The organism is Saccharothrix sp. AJ9571 (genome assembly GCF_021725495.1).
Lineage (GTDB): Bacteria > Actinomycetota > Actinomycetes > Mycobacteriales > Pseudonocardiaceae > Amycolatopsis > Amycolatopsis magusensis.
The window spans coordinates 4,154,318-4,169,242 of sequence record NZ_CP091382.1 but is presented as its reverse complement, the minus strand read 5'-3'; the positions used below and the strand labels follow the sequence as shown (position 1 = coordinate 4,169,242).

Genomic DNA, 14,925 nt, shown 5'->3' with positions numbered 1-14,925 from the left:
CCGACCTTAGGTCACCAGTCCTCCGGAGGTTCGAGGAATGCCTTACCCAGGTCCCTGGTCAGCGAAAGCGCGCGCCGCATCCACTCGTCGGACGACTCGGCCAGGCCGCAGACCGGGGTCGGCACCGCGCGCTCCGCCAGGATCGAGCGGTTGAACCCGAGCCGGTCGACCAGGTCCAGCGCCGGGCGGGCGAGCGCGCGGAGGTCCTTTTCGGACTGCGTCGCGGGCGTCAAGCCCAGGAACAGCTCCACCCCGGCGTCCCAGGTCTCGCCGATCTCGTCGAGCATCGCGGACGACAAGTCGACAACGGTCAGGTCGAAGGCGATCGCCCCGGCCCCGGCCTCCCGCAGCAGCTCGAACGGCGGCCGTTTCGCGCAGCAGTGCACGATCACCGGCTGGCCGGTGATCGACCCCACGCCGTCGATCACGTGCGCCAGCAGGTCGCGTGCCTCCGGCGCGGGCACCGCGGAGACGTTCCCGTAGCCGGACGGGGTGGACAGCGCGCCGGCGAGGACCGCGGGCAGCGAAGGTTCGTCCAGTTGCACCACGATCTTCGCGCCGGTCCTCGCGGCCAGCTCGTTGACGTGCGTGCGCAGACCTTCCAGCAGCGACTCGCTGAACTCGCGCAGGGCCCCGCGGTCGGTCATCACCCGGTGCCCGCGCGGCAGTTCGATCCCCGCACCCAGCGTCCACGGCCCGGCGACCTGCGTCTTGAGCAGCGACGGCCGGCCGGCCGCCTCCTGCAGGGCGTCCAGGTCCCAGCGCCGGAGGTCGACCGCGCGCCGGTGGTCGTGGCCGGGGTGCGCGGCGACGCGGTAGCCGGACGGGACCACCTCGACGGCCAGGTCGACCAGCAGCGAGGCGGTCCGGCCGAGCAGATCGGCACCCACCCCGCGGCTGGGTAGTTCCGGTTCGTGCGGGAAATCCGGCAGTTCGCCGAAGATCACCGCCGCCGCCTCGGTCGCGTCGGTACCCGGCATCGACCCGATGCCGGTGGCCGCACCCGCTTGCCATGCTCGCTCGTTCACCTGGCCGATTGTGCTCGGTGTTGCACGCGGGTAAACGGTCGCCCCGCCGCCTGTCGTTCGCGGCGTCCGGAAGTCACACTGTGGACCATCGGCAACCGATGATCACCGAGGAGGTGAAACCGCGATGCGCGTGGCACTGGCCCAGACCGACTGCCGCCTCGGCGACGTCGACGGGAACTTGACGAGCACCGAGCAGCTCATCAAGGAATCCGCGGCACAGGACGCGGACCTGGTGGTGTTCCCCGAGCTGAGCCTCACCGGCTACGCGCTCGGGCAACTCGCCGAAGACATCTCGCTCTGGCCGGACGACGCGCGGCTGGCCGAGCTGTCCAAGCACGGTCCCGACGTGGTGATCGGCCTGCTCGAAGACGGGCGGATCCGCAGGCACAACTCCGCGCTGTACCTCTCCGACGGCGAACTGGTGCACAACCACCGGAAGCTGTACCTGCCGAACTACCTGATCTGGGAGGAGCGCAAGCACGCCAGCCCCGGGCAGACCATGCGTGCCTTCGAGACCCGGCACGGCCGGATGGCCACGCTGATCTGCAACGACGCCTGGCAGCCGATGCTGCCGTGGCTGGCCGCGCAGGACGGCGCCGAGATCCTCGTGGTGCCGACGAACAGCGCGGCCAAGCTGACCGCGGGCTCGTTCGACCCCGCCGAGTACTGGCACGACCTCCTCGTGTTCACCGCGCGCATGCAGCAGTGCTGGGTGATCTTCGTGAACCGGGTCGGCGACGAGGCTGGCGTGCGGTTCTGGGGTGGTTCGCGGGTGATCGACCCCTGGGGTTCGGTGGTCGCCACCGCGCCGACCTGGGAGGAATCGCTGACCCTGGTGGACATCGACCTGACCGCGGTGCGCCGCCGCCGTCGCGAGATCCCGCTCCTCGCCGACGCCCGGCTCGGACTGCTGCGCCGGGAACTGGAACGGCTCATCACCGAAAGCGGACCGGACTAGGCGCTGTCCTGTGAGTCTGGTCGATGGGCTTCGTGATCCAGGTGGTTCCTGGCGGTGCGGGCGATTCGGCCTCGTACTGGCCGTACTCGGCCGAACTCGCCCGTGCCGCCAGGAGCCGCCTGGGCGCGAAGAGCGCGACCTTGACTCGCAGGACAGCGCCTAGGGACAGACACGGACATTCCCCGTAAATCCCCTGATCACCGCCACCTCGGGGGTCCTCGCATTACGCTCAACCGCCATGACGAGCTCTTCGCAGCCGGGCTGGTACGCCGACCGGGCCGATCCGACCGCGCAACGCTGGTGGGACGGTTCCGCCTGGACCGAGCGGACCCGTCCGGCGCCGCGCCCGCACGACGCCGAGAGGATCGAGCTGGACCTCGAGGGCGCGCCTGATCCGGACCGGATCCGCGCGCAGGCGGCCAGGGCCACCAAGGGCCAGGCGGTGCGCGGTGGCGGGGGCACGCTGTTCACCGAGCCGGTGCTGGTGGTCAACCAGCGCGCGAAGCTGTTCGAGGTGGCCAACGAGTTCGGCGTGTTCGACGCGAACGGCGACCGGCTCGGCGGGGTGGTGCAGGTCGGGCAGAGCGGGCTGCGCAAGGTGCTGCGCCTGCTCAGCTCCTACGACCAGTACCTCACGCACCGGTTCGAGGTGCGCGACGCCAACCACAGCACGGTGCTCAAGGTGACCCGGCCGCGCAAGATCTTCAAGTCGCGGTTCCTGGTCACCAGGGCCGACGACTCGCCGATCGGCGAGATCGTGCAGGAGAACATGATCGGCAAGATCAGGTTCGCTTTCCTGGTCGGTGATCGTAAGGTGGGGGGTATCCACGCGGAGAACTGGCGCGCGTGGAACTTCTCCATCCGCGACGAGTCCGGCGAGGAGGTGGCCAGGGTGACCAAGACCTTCGGCGGGTTCGTCAAGGCCGCCTTCACCACGGCGGACAACTACGTGGTGCAGATCCACCGGCAGCTGCCGGATCCGCTGGCCAGCATGGTGGTGGCCGCGGCACTGACCATCGACACCGCGCTGAAACAGGACTCGGACTGACACGTGGAGATCACCGAAGACGACGGCTCCCGGCACTGGGCGGAGCCGGGTGTGTACGCGGTTTCGCCCGGTATCCACCGGATCCCGCTGCCGCTGCCCAACGACGCCCTGCGCGCGATCAACGTCTACGCGGTGACCGACGGCTCGCGCCTGGTGCTGGTCGATTCCGGCTGGGCGCTGGAGGAAGCCCGTGAACTGCTCGGCGCCGCGCTCAAGGCGCTCGGCGCGGAACTCGGGGACATCGACGAATTCCTGATCACCCACGTGCACCGCGACCACTACACCCAGGCGGTGGCGTTGCGCCGGGACTTCGGCGGCCGGGTCGCGCTCGGCGCGGACGAACGGCCGTCGCTGGAGATCAGCGCCGACCCGTCGACCATGCCGATGAACGCGCAGCTCCGGTCGCTGGCCCAGGCGGACGCGGCACCGGTGATCGAGGCGCTGGCGAAGATGTTCGGCAACTACCGGCGCCCGCGCTCGGACACCGCGTTGTGGGAAGCGCCCGACGAGTGGCTGACCCCGGGCCGCCGCAGTGTGCTGCCGGACCGGGAACTGGACGTGGTCGCCACCCCTGGCCACACCGCCGGGCACCTGGTCTTCGTCGACGACGCGGCGAACCTGATGTTCACCGGCGATCACGTGCTGCCGCACATCACCCCGTCCATCGGCTTCCAGCCCGCCGGCCCGGACCTGCCGCTGAAGGATTTCCTGGAGTCGCTGGCCCTGGTCCGCGGCCTCCCGGACCGGCGCATGCTGCCCGCGCACGGCCCGGTCGCCCCAAGCGTGCACGCCCGCGTCGACGAGCTGCTGGTGCACCACGACGAGCGCCTCGACGAAATCGGCACGCAGGTGGCCGATGGCGCGAGCACCGCCTATGAAGTCGCCCTACGGCTCGGCTGGACGCGGCGGCAGCGCGCACTCGGGGACCTGGACGCGTTCAACCAGTGCCTGGCGGTGAACGAAACCGCCGCGCACCTGGACCTGCTGGCACACCGGGGCGCGCTCACACTGTCCGAAGTGGACGACGTCAGGCACTATTCCGTCGCATGATCGAGATTCGACGGGCGCGACGATCCGATGTGGCGGCCATCGCCCAGATGCTGGCGGACGACGACATCGGCGCGGGCCGGGAAACCCCTTCGCGGCTGGAGCCCTACCTCGCCGCCTTCGACGCCATCGACGCGGACCCGAACCAGGCACTCGTGGTGGCCGACGCCGACGGTTCGGCTGTCGGGACGCTGCAACTGACCGTCATCCCCGGCATGGCGCGCACGGGCTCGGCGCGGGGCCAGATCGAAGGCGTACGAGTGCACTCGAGCCAGCGGGGCACGGGCCTGGGGACCACCTTGCTGGAATGGGCCATCGAAGAGGCACGCTCGCGGGGTTGCGTCATCGTGCAACTGACCTCGGACGCCCGGCGCACCGATGCACACCGCTTCTACGAACGCCTCGGCTTCGCCGCCACCCACACCGGCTTCAAGCTACAGCTATAACCGTGCCACCGACACGAATGTGGCTTTGGGGGCGGATTCGGCCCCGAAAGCCACATTCGTGACATCGCCCCCCCGCCGAGGTGCCGTGAATGTGGCTTTCACGGCACATTCCGCCGTGAAAGCCACATTCACGGCACCCAACACACCCCCACCGCCCAACCCGCGCCCGGCAACGGAAACCGACCACGAGCCCATCCCCACCGCCCAACCGGCGCCCGGCCATCAAACCCGAGCACAAGAGAACAAACCGCGACCCGGCAACGGAAGTCGACCACGAGCCCACCCAGCCCTCCCCATCCCCGGTCCAAAGCCCAAAACACGGCGAAGGCCTCCTTGTCAAGGCATCTTTCCCGCCTTGACAAGGAGGCCTTCGCCGTCGTCACACTAAGAACCGGGGTGGACCTACACCCCAGTACCAGAAATCTTCGCACTCCCCAACACCAAATCCCCCAACTCCGCATCCGGCCGATAAAGCACCACGACCTGCCCCGGCGCCACCCCTCGCAAAGGCTCCCGCAGCTGGATCGTCACCTCATCCCCCGAAACCTCAGCCACCGCCGAAGCCAGCCCCCCGTGTGCGCGCACCTGCACCACGCACTCGGTCGGCCCCTCCAGCGGCCCCGCCGGCCAGATGGGCCGGTCCGCCGAGATCCGGTGTACGCCGAGGTCGCGCTGCGGCCCAACCTTCACCGTGCCCGAGACGGGCTCCAGTGACAGCACGTACCGCGGCCGCCCGTCCGGCGCAGGGGCTTCGATCCCCAGGCCCTTCCGCTGCCCGACGGTGAACCCGTGCACCCCGGTGTGCCGTCCGAGCACGGCACCGGTCTCGGCGTCGACCAAATCACCCGGTCGCGTGCCGAGGCGCTTTTCCAGGAAACTTCTGGTGTCCCCGTCGGGGATGAAGCAGATGTCGTGGCTGTCCGGCTTGTTCGCCACCGCCAGATCGCGGCGCTCGGCCTCGGCGCGCACCTCGGTCTTCCACGAGTCCCCCAGCGGGAACATCGAGTGGCGCAACTGTTCCGGCGTCAGCGAAGCGAGCACATAGGACTGGTCCTTGCCCGAATCCACGCTGCGGCGCAGTTCCGGCACACCATCCACAATGGACAACCGCGCGTAGTGCCCGGTGGCCACCGCGTCGAAGCCGAGCGCCATCGCCTTGTCCAGCAGCGCCTCGAACTTGATCTTCTCGTTGCAGGTGACGCAGGGGTTCGGCGTGCGCCCGGCGGCGTACTCGCCGACGAAGGTCTCCACCACTTCCTCGGTGAACCGCTCGGCGAAATCCCACACGTAGAAGGGAATCCCGAGGATGTCCGCGGCCCGCCGGGCGTCGCGCGAGTCTTCGATCGTGCAGCAGCCCCGCGAACCGGTGCGCAGCGTGCCCGGCTTCGCCGACAGCGCCAGGTGCACGCCGACCACCTCGTGCCCCGCCGCCACCGCACGGGCGGCGGCGACCGCCGAGTCCACGCCACCGCTCATCGCGGCCAATACGCGCATGCGCCTCACACCTCCGCCTTCGTCTTCGTCTTGCGCATCCCGGAAAGTCCTGCCTGCCGCGCCCTCGCGACCACCCCGCCGATCGCCGCCGCCAGCGCGGCCACGTCCTCGCGGGTGGAGTTGTGCCCCAGAGAGAACCGCAGCGATCCCCGCGCCGACGCGGCTTCGGCGCCCATCGCCAGCAGCACGTGGCTCGCCTGCGCGACCCCGGCCGTGCAAGCCGAGCCGGTGGAGCACTCGATGCCTTTGGCGTCGAGCAGCATCAGCAGGCTGTCGCCGGCGCAGCCGGGGAAGGTGAAGTGCGCGTTGCCGGGGATCCGGTGCTCGGGGTGCCCGTTGAGCCGAGCGTCCGGCACCTCCCGCAGCACCGCGGCGACCAGTTCGTCCCGCAGCTCACCCAGCAGCTTCGCGTGCTCGGGCTGCGCTTCGACGGTGGCCTGCACGGCGACCGCGAACGCGTGGATCGCGGGCACGTCGAGCGTGCCGGACCGCACATCGCGTTCCTGACCGCCACCGTGCAGCAACGGCGTGCACGGCGTGTCGCGGCCGAGCAGCAGCGCGCCGACACCGTACGGTCCGCCGACCTTGTGCCCGCTGAGCGTCAGCGCGGCCGCGCCGCTCTCGGCGAAGGAGACCGGTACCGCGCCGATCGCCTGCACCGCGTCGGTGTGCAGCGGGATGCCGTGTTCGGCGCAGATCGCGGCCAGCTCGGCGATCGGGTTGACCGTGCCGACCTCGTTGTTCGCCCACATCACCGTCGCCAGCGCGATGTCGGACGGGTCCCGCTCGACGGCCGCACGCAGCGTCTCCGGGTCGACCCGGCCGGTCTCGTCCACGGCCAGCCAGTCGACGACGGCCCCGCAGTGCTCGGCGAGCCACTCGACCGTGTCCAGCACGGCGTGGTGCTCGACCGCGCTGACCAGGACCCGGCGACGCCGTTCGTCGGCCTCGCTGCGTGCCCAGAAGATGCCCTTGACCGCCAGGTTGTCGCTTTCCGTGCCGCCGCCGGTGAAGATCACCTCGGACGGCCGGGCGCCCAGCGCCCCCGCCACGACCTCCCTGGCCTCCTCGACCAGCCGCCGCGCCCGCCGCCCCGAAGAGTGCAGCGAAGAGGCGTTGCCCACGGTGGACAATGCCTCGGTCATCGCCTGGATGGCGGACGGCAACATCGGAGTGGTCGCCGCGTGGTCGAGATAGGTCATCGCGTCCTCCAGGGTAGCCCCGGAGGGCGTGTGACGATGCTCACCTACCCCTGTGACGGCCACCGCCGGGTGGCGGCGAAGCCGATCAGCGCCACCCCCGCCATCGCCGCCCCGACCACCGCCATCGCCGCCGAGGGCCGTTCGGCCGTCCCCAGCGCGGTCAGCAGCACCCCGCCGAAGCCGACGGTCAGCGCCGAACCGACCCAGTCCCCCAGCTGGCTGGCCGACATGGTGAACCCGCGCTCGGCCACCGGCGAGAACCGCAGCAGGAGCAGCGAGACCGAAGGCATCGCCAGCCCCATGCCCGCGCCGCCGATCGCCGTGCAGGCGAAGGCGAGCCAGCTCGGCGCCCAGGGTTGCGCGACGAAGACGAACACCCCGACCCCGACCGCCACCAGGGCGAACCCGGTGCGCAACAGGAACTCCCGAGACCAGTCCGGATAGCGCCCCTGGAGCATCGAAGCGGCCGACCAGCCGAGCGCGGTGACCGTCAGTGGCAGGCCCGCGGCCGCCGGGCTGTAGCCGTGCACGCTGCTCAAGGTCAGCGGCAGGAACGCCTCCATGCCGAAGAACGCCCCGGACAGCAGCGCCCGCGCCGCGACCACGGTCGGCAGGCCCGCGCGCAGGGTCAGCGTGCCGGGCGGCAGCAGGCGGCGCAGCGAGAGCACCAGCGCGACCGCCCCGACGACGCCGTAGCCCAGCGCCACCGGCGACGGGTGCTGCGCGGCCCAGGTCAGCGCCGCGATCCCGATCGCGACGACCACCGCCGACGGCACCCCCGCCCGCCGCTCCCGCTCGCCGGGGACGTGGGGTTCGAGCCGCCGCACCACCGACAACAGCAGCGCCACGGCGATGCCCACCAGCGGGATCAACGCGAGGAACACCCACCGCCAGCCGAACCGCTCGGTGACCAGTCCGGCGATCGACGGCCCGATCACCCCGGGCAGCACCCACGCCGCCGCGTTCGCCGCGTAGATCACCGGCCGTTCGCGGTCGGTGAAGACGAGCCCGATCAGCAGGGACACCGCCACCAGCACCAGGCCGGACCCGAAGCCCTGCAACACCCGGCCGAGCAGCAGCAGCGGCATGGTCACCGCCGTGCCCGCGACGACGAGCCCGGCCAGGAACAGCAGCGGCCCGGTCAGCAGGCCGAGCTTCGGGCCGCGGGCGTCGCCGAGCCTGCCGGACAGCACGGTCGCCACCACGCTGGAAACCATGAACGCGGCGAACGGCCAGGAGTACAGCGCCGTGCCGTCGAGTTCGGCCACCATGGTCGGCATGGCGGTGGCCACACCCATGTTCTCGAACGCGACGAGCGTGATCACCAGCAGGATGCCGGTGGTGGTGACGCGGTGTTCCCTGGTCCAGAGCACGCCGCGGCCGGGGGCCAGGGTGTCGGTCATGGGCCTCAGCCTGCAAGCTCCACCGCGGTGGAGGTCAAGAACGAGCACCCGGAGGCACGTGTGACCGCGCTCTACGACCGGATCGGCACGGGATACTCACTGGGACGGCGCACCGATCCCCGCTGGATGGCGGAAATCCTCGCCGCGCTCGGTGACGCGCGGTCCATCATCGACGTGGGTGCGGGCACGGGCTCGTACGAGCCCCACGATCGGACGGTGCTCGCCGTCGAGCCGTCCGCCGAGATGGTCCGCCAGCGACCGGCCGGGGCGAGTCCCGCGGTGCGTGCGCTCGCCGAGGCCCTGCCGGTGCGCGACCGGGCGGCCGACGCCGCGCTGGCCGTGCTCACCGTCCACCACTGGACCGACTGGCGGCGCGGGCTCGCCGAACTACGGCGGATCGCGCCACTTCAGGTGGTCCTGGCCTACGACACCCGCCTGCACACGGAATTCTGGTTCGTCCGCGAGTACGTGCCGGAGATCGCCGACCTGGAACTCGGGCGGCCGTCGGCCCCGGACATCGCCGCCGAACTGGGTGCCGAAACCGTGCTCCCGCTGCCGCTGCCGTGGGACTTCACCGACGGCGTGTTCCCCGCCTACTGGCGACGACCGGCGGCCTACCTCGATCCGCGGGTCCGCCGCGCCTGCTCCGCGCTCGCGCAGACCGATCCGGCCGCCGTCGAGCGGGGCATCCGGCGGCTGCGCGAGGACCTCGACTCCGGGCGCTGGCACGAACAGCACCGCGACCTGCTGGCCCTCGACCGGTGGGACGCGGGCTTCCGGCTCATCGTGGCGCGGGAGTGACCCGTGCGGGCCGCGGCGCCACCGCGTCCACCCGCACCGTCACCTTGCGACGGCGCTGCGCGGGGATCTGGACCGTGCCGAGCGCGGCCGACACCGCGGCTTCGGCGAGCCCGGCCAGTTCACGGCGGTCCACCGCCCGGCCCGGCGCGATTTCGGGGCACACGAAGACTTCCAGCACCAGCCCGCGCAACCGGGCCACCCGGCGCAGCGAGGCGATCAGGGACTCCGGGCCGATGAACGCGGGCCAGGTGGTCTCGCGGCCGTCGGCGAGGCGGTAGCGCAGGGCGATCGGGCGGACCGGCACCCCGCCGTCGATCGCCGCCTGGAAGGCCGCCGTGGTGAACCGGCCGGAAGCGCGGCCGCACCAGGTGGTCGCTTCCGGGGTGACGTTGACCAGCGAGCCACCGCGCAGCGCACCGGCCAGCTGGTCCATTGTGGACGGAAGGGTGGACAGTCGTTCGCGGTCCAGGAAGATGGTGCCCGCCTTGGCCACCAGCAGGCCGAGCACCGGCCAGCTCGCGATCTCCCGCTTCGCCAGCGCACGCATCGGCCGCACGGCGTTGACCGCGACGATGTCCAGCCACGAAATGTGGTTGGTCACCACGAGCGCGCCACGAGCCGGAGCATCGGCCAGTTCGGCGCCGCCGTGCACCACCAGCCGGACGCCGAACGAGCGCAGCACGCCGCCGAACACCAGGCGTACCAAGCGATCCCGCGCCCGGCCGCGCAACACCAGCAGTCCCGGGACGGCCGCCAGTGCGGTCAGCACCATCAGGATCGCCGCGGCGAAGCGCAGCACGCGGCGGACGAAGTGGACGGTCGGCTCGCCGGTGGTCAGGCAGTGGTCACCACACGGCGAAGGCGGCATCCACGGGTGCCGGGGGCTCATCCCCCCGCTCCCAGGAAGAACTTGAGGTAGCGCTCGTCGACGTTCTGCAGGTCCAGCAGCACCAGGAAGTCGGCGACGCCGAAGTCCTCGTCCAGCGCGGGCGGACCGCACACCTTGGCGCCCAGCCGGACGTAGCCCTTGATCAGCGGCGGCAGCACCGAACGGCTGGGACGCGGGACATCGTCGCTGTGCCAGGGGTTCAGCGGCCGCACGCGCAGCTCTTCCGGCGCGTAGTGCTTGGTGCGCAACAGATCCCAGACACCGGCGGCGTAGCTGCCGTGGTCGGTCAGCGGCACGGACGCGCAACCGGCGAGGTAGCGGTGCCCGGACAGCAGCATGTAGCGGGCGATACCCGCCCAGACCAGGCTGACCACGGCACCGCTGCGGTGCTCGGGGTGCACGCAGGAGCGGCCGGTCTCGACCAGCGAGCCACGCAGGCCGGCGAACGCGGCCAGGTCGAACTCCGTGTCGGCGTAGAGGCGGCCAGCGTCCGCGGCGCGCTCGGGCGGGAGCATGCGGTAGGTGCCGACGATCTCGCCGCTGTTGTCGTCGCGGACCACGAGGTGGTCGCAGAACCGGTCGAACTCGTCGATGTCGTACCCGGGTTCGGGCGAGTGGAGGGTGGCGCCCATTTCCTCGGCGAAGACGCGGTGACGCAGGCGCTGCGCGGCGCGCACCTCTTCGTTGTCGTTGGCGACGAGGAGGGAGTAGCGGGGTGCGCCCGCGGGGAGCTCGGCACCGGCCTGATCAGTGCTGACGAGCAGCTGTGATCGAGTCATGCCCGTAGGTCTACGCCCGGGAAGAACCACCGGGAGAGCCACGCGGTGGCGCTTCGGTGCACGTTCCGTTAATAGCGGGTTCTCAGCCTCCTCTCAGGTACGAAAGGCCGGGAATGCTATGAGTGGGGCATTACTAGCGTTCACCGCAAGTAATGCCCCACTCATGGCAATGGATGGTCAGCTCTTGCGCTTGGTGACGGCTTCGGTGAGCTGCGGGGCGACGGCGAACAGGTCGCCCACCACGCCGAAGTCGGCGATCTCGAAGATCGGGGCCTCGGGGTCCTTGTTGACCGCGATGATCGTCTTCGAGGTCTGCATCCCGGCCCGGTGCTGGATCGCGCCGGAGATGCCCAGCGCGATGTACAGCTGCGGCGAGACCGTCTTACCGGTCTGGCCGACCTGGAACTGCGCCGGGTAGTAGCCGGAGTCGACCGCGGCACGCGAAGCGCCGACGGCCGCACCGAGCGAGTCGGCCAGCTTCTCCACCACGTCGAACTTGTCGGCCGAACCGACACCACGGCCACCGGAGACCACGATCGAGGCCTCGGTCAGCTCGGGGCGGTCGCCACCGACGATCGGCTCCACACCGGTGATCTTGGCCGACTTGGCCGCGTCCACCGCGGGCAGTTCGACGGTCTCCTCCGCGGCGGCGCCGTCGGCCTTCTCCGCCTCGACCGCGCCGGGGCGGACCGAGATGATCGGCGTGCCCTTGGCGGACTTGGCCTTCACCGAGTACGCGCCACCGAAGACCGACTGCTCGACCGTGCCGTCGGAGTTGACGCCGACCACGTCGTAGAGCAGCCCGGAGTCCAGCCGCGCGGCGAGCCTGCCGGACACCTCCTTGCCCTCGGCGGTGGCGGACACGAGCACCGCGGCGGGCGAAGCCTTTTCGGCCAGCAGCGCGAGCGCGTCGACCTTCGGCGTGACCAGGTAGCCGGCGGCGTCGGCGGACTCCGCCACGTACACCTTCGCGGCACCGTAGGCGGCCAGGCTGTCCTTGACCTTGCTCGCCGAACCCGGCTCGCCGACCACCACGGCCGACGGCTCACCGAGCGCGCGGGCCGCGGTCAGCAGCTCCAGCGTGGACTTCTTGACCTCACCGTCGACGTGGTCGACGAGGACCAGAACTTCAGACATATTCCCGTCTCCTCAGTCTCAGATGATCTTCTGGCCGACCAGGTACTCGGCGGCCTTGGTGCCGCCGTCGCCGTCGTCCTCGACGCGCTCACCCGCGCTGCGCGGGGGCTTCGGCGCGGCCTCGACCACCGCGGACCAGGCGTTGCCGAGGCCGACCTCGCCCGCGTCGACCCCGAGGTCGGCGACGGTGAGCGTCTCCACCGGCTTCTTCTTCGCGGCCATGATCCCCTTGAACGACGGGTACCGCGGCTCGTTGATCTTCTCGGTGACGCTGACCAGCGCCGGCAGGCTCGCCTCGAGGTGGGTCAGGCCTTCGTCCGCGGTCTCGCGGTCGACCTTGACCGTGGTGCCTTCGACGGTCAGCTGCCGGGCGTGGGTGAGCTGCGGCAGGCCGAGCAGCTCGGCCACGATCGCCGGTACCGCACCGCCGCGGCCGTCGGAGGCCTCGTTGCCGGCGATGACCAGGTCGACGTTGCCCACCTTGCGGACCGCGGCGGCGATCACCTTGGCGGTGGCGAGCAGGTCGGACCCGTGCAGCGCCGGGTCGGAGACGTGGATGGCCTTGTCGGCACCCATCGACAGGGCCTTGCGGATCGCGTCGGTGGCGCGGTCCGGGCCGACCGCGAGCACGGTCACCTCGCCCTCGCCGGCTTCCTTGATCTTCAGCGCTTCCTCGACCGCACGCTCGTTGATCTCGTCGAGCACCGCGTCGGCGGACTCGCGGTCAAGGGTGTGGTCGGACTCGCTGAGCTTGCGCTCGGAATAGGTGTCGGGCACCTGCTTGACCAGGACAACGATGTTCGTCATGGGTCCTTCACGACCTCCCGCTATTTCGGGTGCCTCAGTGCACCCGCAGGGCTGTACTCGCCAGTAGTGAACCGCAGATCCGGGCGCGCCGGCGCGCCGAGGTGACGCCATTCACCTGGATGAGCCAATAATCGGGACGATCGTCCCGATAGTTTCCGGCCGACTGCGTACAGTGTGTGTTCCGTCCCACTCAGTGGTATCGGCATTACACCATTTGGACGCGCCGGGTTAGCCTGCTTGACTGTGGTGAACCACGTAGCCGTGATGACCGACTCGACCGCCTGCCTGCCCGAGCAGCTCGCGGCCCAGTGGAACATCGGCATCGCCCAGGTCCAGCTGCACGTCGGAGATCGACTCGACGACGAGCAGCGCTTCGAGCGCGCCGACCTGCTGGCGGCGATGCGCGCGGGTCAGGAAGTCTCCACTTCGCCGCCCGATCCCGGCGCCTTCTTCTGGGCCTACCAGGACGCGATGAGCAGCGGTGCCACCGCGATCGTCAGCATCCACCTCTCCGGGCGCATGTCCGCGACCGTGGAGGCCGCGCGGGAAGCCGCGCAGCAGGTGCGGATCCCCGTGCACGTGCTCGACAGCGGCACCACCGGCATGAGCCTCGGCTTCGCCGTGCTGTCCGCGGCCAGGGCCGCCGCCGCGGGCGCACACCCGCACCGGGTCATCGAAGCCGCCGAGTACCGCTTCCGCACCAGCACCGAACTGCTGTACGTGGACACCCTCGAGTACCTCAAGCGCAGCGGCCGGATCGGCTCCGCGCAGGCGATGTTCGGCAGCGCGCTGGCGCTCAAGCCGCTGCTGACCGTGCGCGAGGGCGAGGTCGCCCCGCTGTCCAGGGTGCCCGGCCGCCGCCGCGCGCTGAACAAGCTGGTCGACCTCGCCACCCAGGAAGCGGGCGGCAAGCCGGTCGACGTGGCACTGGTCCGCTTCGGCGACGACGAGCGCGTCCTGGAGCTGGCCGAGCAGCTGCGCCGGCGCATGCCGCAGGTCCGCGAGACCATGACGCTGGAGGCCAGCACGATCATCGGCGCGCACGTCGGTCCCGGCGCCCTGGGTATCACCGTTTCCCCCACGGGGTGAACGGGTAACAGGTGGGGGAACCACGTGGACCCGCGGTTCGTTGCTCTGACGAACCGGACAAACCGCCACGCGCAGGAGGACCGAGATGGCATCATCGCTGTTCCAGAAGATCGCGCGATTCGCGAGAAGCCCGCAGGGCCGCCGGACGATCGACCAGGTCAAGCGGTACGCCAACGACCCCCGCAAGCGCCAGCAGGCCAAGGGCGTACTGGGCAAGCTGCGGGGCCGGGGCAAGCCCCGCTACTGAATCTTGGCCGCCTTGTCTTTGGCCGCGCCTCCGGCGCGGCGGCGAGGTCGCTTTGAGCCGGTCACTGGGACGACCTCGCGGTGTTTTACCGGACTCACGACCTCCCGACCTCGCGATTGCTCTAGTGGACCGGCCGCCCCGGCACCAGGATCACCACCAGCGCGGCGAGCGCGCCCGCGGTCAGGCCGACCGCGTTGAGCGCCTGGTCCACCGGCTGCAACACGTGCAGGTGGGCCAAGTGGTAGATCGTGTGCGGCACGCTGAACACCAGCCAGGCCGCGCCCGCCAGCCGCGCGGCTCCGGTGGTCTTCAGCACCAGTGCGCCGGCGGCGACCACGCCCAGCGCCAGGAACATCGCTCCGACATCGCGGATCAGGTGCTCGTTGAACGGCCCGTCCGCCGAAACCCAGCCGCTGCGGAAGCCGGGGAAATCCAGGTAGAACGACCGCGGCAGGAAGCACGCCCACCCTCCGGTGGCGAATCCGACCAGGGCGAGCAGCGCCAGCGTGGCGCGGGTGAATGTCGACTGCATGACCTTTGGACGGGATGG

16 protein-coding genes are annotated in these 14,925 nt (G+C 70.7%); 7 read left to right on the top strand and 9 right to left on the bottom strand.

The genetic code is table 11. The annotated features are described in order from the left end of the window. Positions 1 to 11: 11 nt before the first annotated feature. The gene (locus L3Q67_RS19100) at positions 12 to 1,028 is read right to left on the bottom strand and encodes a uroporphyrinogen decarboxylase/cobalamine-independent methonine synthase family protein (protein ID WP_499190771.1); all 1,017 of its coding nucleotides are present in this window, start codon (positions 1,026 to 1,028) and stop codon (positions 12 to 14) included. 124 nt (positions 1,029 to 1,152) lie between these two features. Between L3Q67_RS19100 and L3Q67_RS19095 the strand changes: the two genes are divergently transcribed. From L3Q67_RS19095 to L3Q67_RS19080, 4 genes are all read left to right on the top strand, one after another. Next, the gene (locus L3Q67_RS19095; protein WP_209670053.1) at positions 1,153 to 1,986 is read left to right on the top strand and encodes a nitrilase-related carbon-nitrogen hydrolase; all 834 of its coding nucleotides are present in this window, start codon (positions 1,153 to 1,155) and stop codon (positions 1,984 to 1,986) included. Positions 1,987 to 2,224: 238 nt separating this feature from the next. Further along, positions 2,225 to 3,034 (top strand): LURP-one-related family protein, encoded by an 810-nt coding sequence (locus tag L3Q67_RS19090; RefSeq protein WP_499190770.1) that lies wholly within the window; start codon positions 2,225 to 2,227, stop codon positions 3,032 to 3,034. A gap of 3 nt (positions 3,035 to 3,037) precedes the next feature. Next, positions 3,038 to 4,084: an MBL fold metallo-hydrolase gene (locus L3Q67_RS19085; RefSeq protein WP_499190769.1), complete on the top strand. Its 1,047-nt coding sequence runs from the start codon at positions 3,038 to 3,040 to the stop codon at positions 4,082 to 4,084. Continuing rightward, positions 4,081 to 4,527, top strand: coding sequence for a GNAT family N-acetyltransferase (locus L3Q67_RS19080; RefSeq protein ID WP_499190768.1), 447 nt, complete (start codon positions 4,081 to 4,083; stop codon positions 4,525 to 4,527). Before L3Q67_RS19085 ends, L3Q67_RS19080 begins: the two co-directional genes overlap by 4 nt. 402 nt (positions 4,528 to 4,929) lie before the next feature. On the opposite strand, the gene mnmA is transcribed toward L3Q67_RS19080, so the two are convergent. Genes mnmA through L3Q67_RS19065 form a run of 3 tightly spaced genes read right to left on the bottom strand, consistent with a single transcriptional unit; the run spans position 4,930 to position 8,626 of the window. Then, positions 4,930 to 6,021, bottom strand: a complete 1,092-nt coding sequence (gene mnmA, locus L3Q67_RS19075) for a tRNA 2-thiouridine(34) synthase MnmA (protein WP_499190767.1) — start codon at positions 6,019 to 6,021, stop codon at positions 4,930 to 4,932. Between the two features lie 5 nt (positions 6,022 to 6,026). Further along, entirely contained in the window at positions 6,027 to 7,223 is a 1,197-nt protein-coding gene (locus L3Q67_RS19070) for a cysteine desulfurase family protein (RefSeq protein WP_499190766.1), read from the bottom strand. A 44-nt stretch (positions 7,224 to 7,267) separates the two neighbouring features. Next, positions 7,268 to 8,626: an MFS transporter gene (locus L3Q67_RS19065; protein ID WP_499190765.1), complete on the bottom strand. Its 1,359-nt coding sequence runs from the start codon at positions 8,624 to 8,626 to the stop codon at positions 7,268 to 7,270. A gap of 126 nt (positions 8,627 to 8,752) precedes the next feature. Here L3Q67_RS19065 and L3Q67_RS19060 point away from each other — a divergent pair, with 126 nt between their 5' ends. Then, the gene (locus L3Q67_RS19060; RefSeq protein ID WP_499191578.1) at positions 8,753 to 9,427 is read left to right on the top strand and encodes a class I SAM-dependent methyltransferase; all 675 of its coding nucleotides are present in this window, start codon (positions 8,753 to 8,755) and stop codon (positions 9,425 to 9,427) included. On the opposite strand, the gene L3Q67_RS19055 is transcribed toward L3Q67_RS19060, so the two are convergent. The 4 genes from L3Q67_RS19055 to L3Q67_RS19040 form a co-directional block, all read right to left on the bottom strand. Continuing rightward, entirely contained in the window at positions 9,408 to 10,316 is a 909-nt protein-coding gene (locus L3Q67_RS19055; RefSeq protein ID WP_499190764.1) for a lysophospholipid acyltransferase family protein, read from the bottom strand. The genes L3Q67_RS19060 and L3Q67_RS19055 overlap by 20 nt on opposite strands. After that, positions 10,313 to 11,095, bottom strand: a complete 783-nt coding sequence (locus tag L3Q67_RS19050; protein WP_499190763.1) for a GNAT family N-acetyltransferase — start codon at positions 11,093 to 11,095, stop codon at positions 10,313 to 10,315. The genes L3Q67_RS19055 and L3Q67_RS19050 overlap by 4 nt, the downstream gene beginning before the upstream one ends. Positions 11,096 to 11,272: 177 nt before the next feature. Then, positions 11,273 to 12,232, bottom strand: a complete 960-nt coding sequence (locus L3Q67_RS19045; protein WP_499190762.1) for an electron transfer flavoprotein subunit alpha/FixB family protein — start codon at positions 12,230 to 12,232, stop codon at positions 11,273 to 11,275. Positions 12,233 to 12,250: 18 nt separating this feature from the next. Continuing rightward, entirely contained in the window at positions 12,251 to 13,039 is a 789-nt protein-coding gene (locus tag L3Q67_RS19040; RefSeq protein ID WP_499190761.1) for an electron transfer flavoprotein subunit beta/FixA family protein, read from the bottom strand. Between the two features lie 264 nt (positions 13,040 to 13,303). On the opposite strand from L3Q67_RS19040, the gene L3Q67_RS19035 reads away from it, so the two are divergent. Beyond that, positions 13,304 to 14,128 carry a DegV family protein gene (locus tag L3Q67_RS19035; RefSeq protein WP_499190760.1) on the top strand — a complete coding sequence of 275 codons (825 nt, stop codon included), beginning with the start codon at positions 13,304 to 13,306 and terminating at the stop codon, positions 14,126 to 14,128. A gap of 85 nt (positions 14,129 to 14,213) precedes the next feature. Beyond that, a complete protein-coding gene (locus tag L3Q67_RS19030; protein ID WP_209670074.1) occupies positions 14,214 to 14,375 on the top strand; it encodes a hypothetical protein in 162 nt (53 codons plus the stop codon). A 121-nt stretch (positions 14,376 to 14,496) separates the two neighbouring features. Here the strand turns inward: L3Q67_RS19030 and L3Q67_RS19025 are convergent, their stop codons facing one another. Next, entirely contained in the window at positions 14,497 to 14,907 is a 411-nt protein-coding gene (locus L3Q67_RS19025; protein ID WP_499190759.1) for a hypothetical protein, read from the bottom strand. Positions 14,908 to 14,925 lie beyond the last annotated feature (18 nt).

Excerpts from the sequence above, each read along its gene's own strand:
- L3Q67_RS19095 (WP_209670053.1), top strand. The coding sequence starts at position 1,153 with ATGCGCGTGGCACTGGCCCAGACCGACTGCCGCCTCGGCGACGTCGAC.
- L3Q67_RS19090 (WP_499190770.1), top strand. The coding sequence starts at position 2,225 with ATGACGAGCTCTTCGCAGCCGGGCTGGTACGCCGACCGGGCCGATCCG.
- L3Q67_RS19080 (WP_499190768.1), top strand. The coding sequence starts at position 4,081 with ATGATCGAGATTCGACGGGCGCGACGATCCGATGTGGCGGCCATCGCC.
- mnmA (WP_499190767.1), bottom strand. The coding sequence starts at position 6,021 with ATGCGCGTATTGGCCGCGATGAGCGGTGGCGTGGACTCGGCGGTCGCC.
- L3Q67_RS19070 (WP_499190766.1), bottom strand. The coding sequence starts at position 7,223 with ATGACCTATCTCGACCACGCGGCGACCACTCCGATGTTGCCGTCCGCC.
- L3Q67_RS19065 (WP_499190765.1), bottom strand. The coding sequence starts at position 8,626 with ATGACCGACACCCTGGCCCCCGGCCGCGGCGTGCTCTGGACCAGGGAA.
- L3Q67_RS19060 (WP_499191578.1), top strand. The coding sequence starts at position 8,753 with ATGGCGGAAATCCTCGCCGCGCTCGGTGACGCGCGGTCCATCATCGAC.
- L3Q67_RS19055 (WP_499190764.1), bottom strand. The coding sequence starts at position 10,316 with ATGAGCCCCCGGCACCCGTGGATGCCGCCTTCGCCGTGTGGTGACCAC.
- L3Q67_RS19050 (WP_499190763.1), bottom strand. The coding sequence starts at position 11,095 with ATGACTCGATCACAGCTGCTCGTCAGCACTGATCAGGCCGGTGCCGAG.
- L3Q67_RS19045 (WP_499190762.1), bottom strand. The coding sequence starts at position 12,232 with ATGTCTGAAGTTCTGGTCCTCGTCGACCACGTCGACGGTGAGGTCAAG.
- L3Q67_RS19040 (WP_499190761.1), bottom strand. The coding sequence starts at position 13,039 with ATGACGAACATCGTTGTCCTGGTCAAGCAGGTGCCCGACACCTATTCC.
- L3Q67_RS19035 (WP_499190760.1), top strand. The coding sequence starts at position 13,304 with ATGACCGACTCGACCGCCTGCCTGCCCGAGCAGCTCGCGGCCCAGTGG.
- L3Q67_RS19030 (WP_209670074.1), top strand. The coding sequence starts at position 14,214 with ATGGCATCATCGCTGTTCCAGAAGATCGCGCGATTCGCGAGAAGCCCG.
- L3Q67_RS19025 (WP_499190759.1), bottom strand. The coding sequence starts at position 14,907 with ATGCAGTCGACATTCACCCGCGCCACGCTGGCGCTGCTCGCCCTGGTC.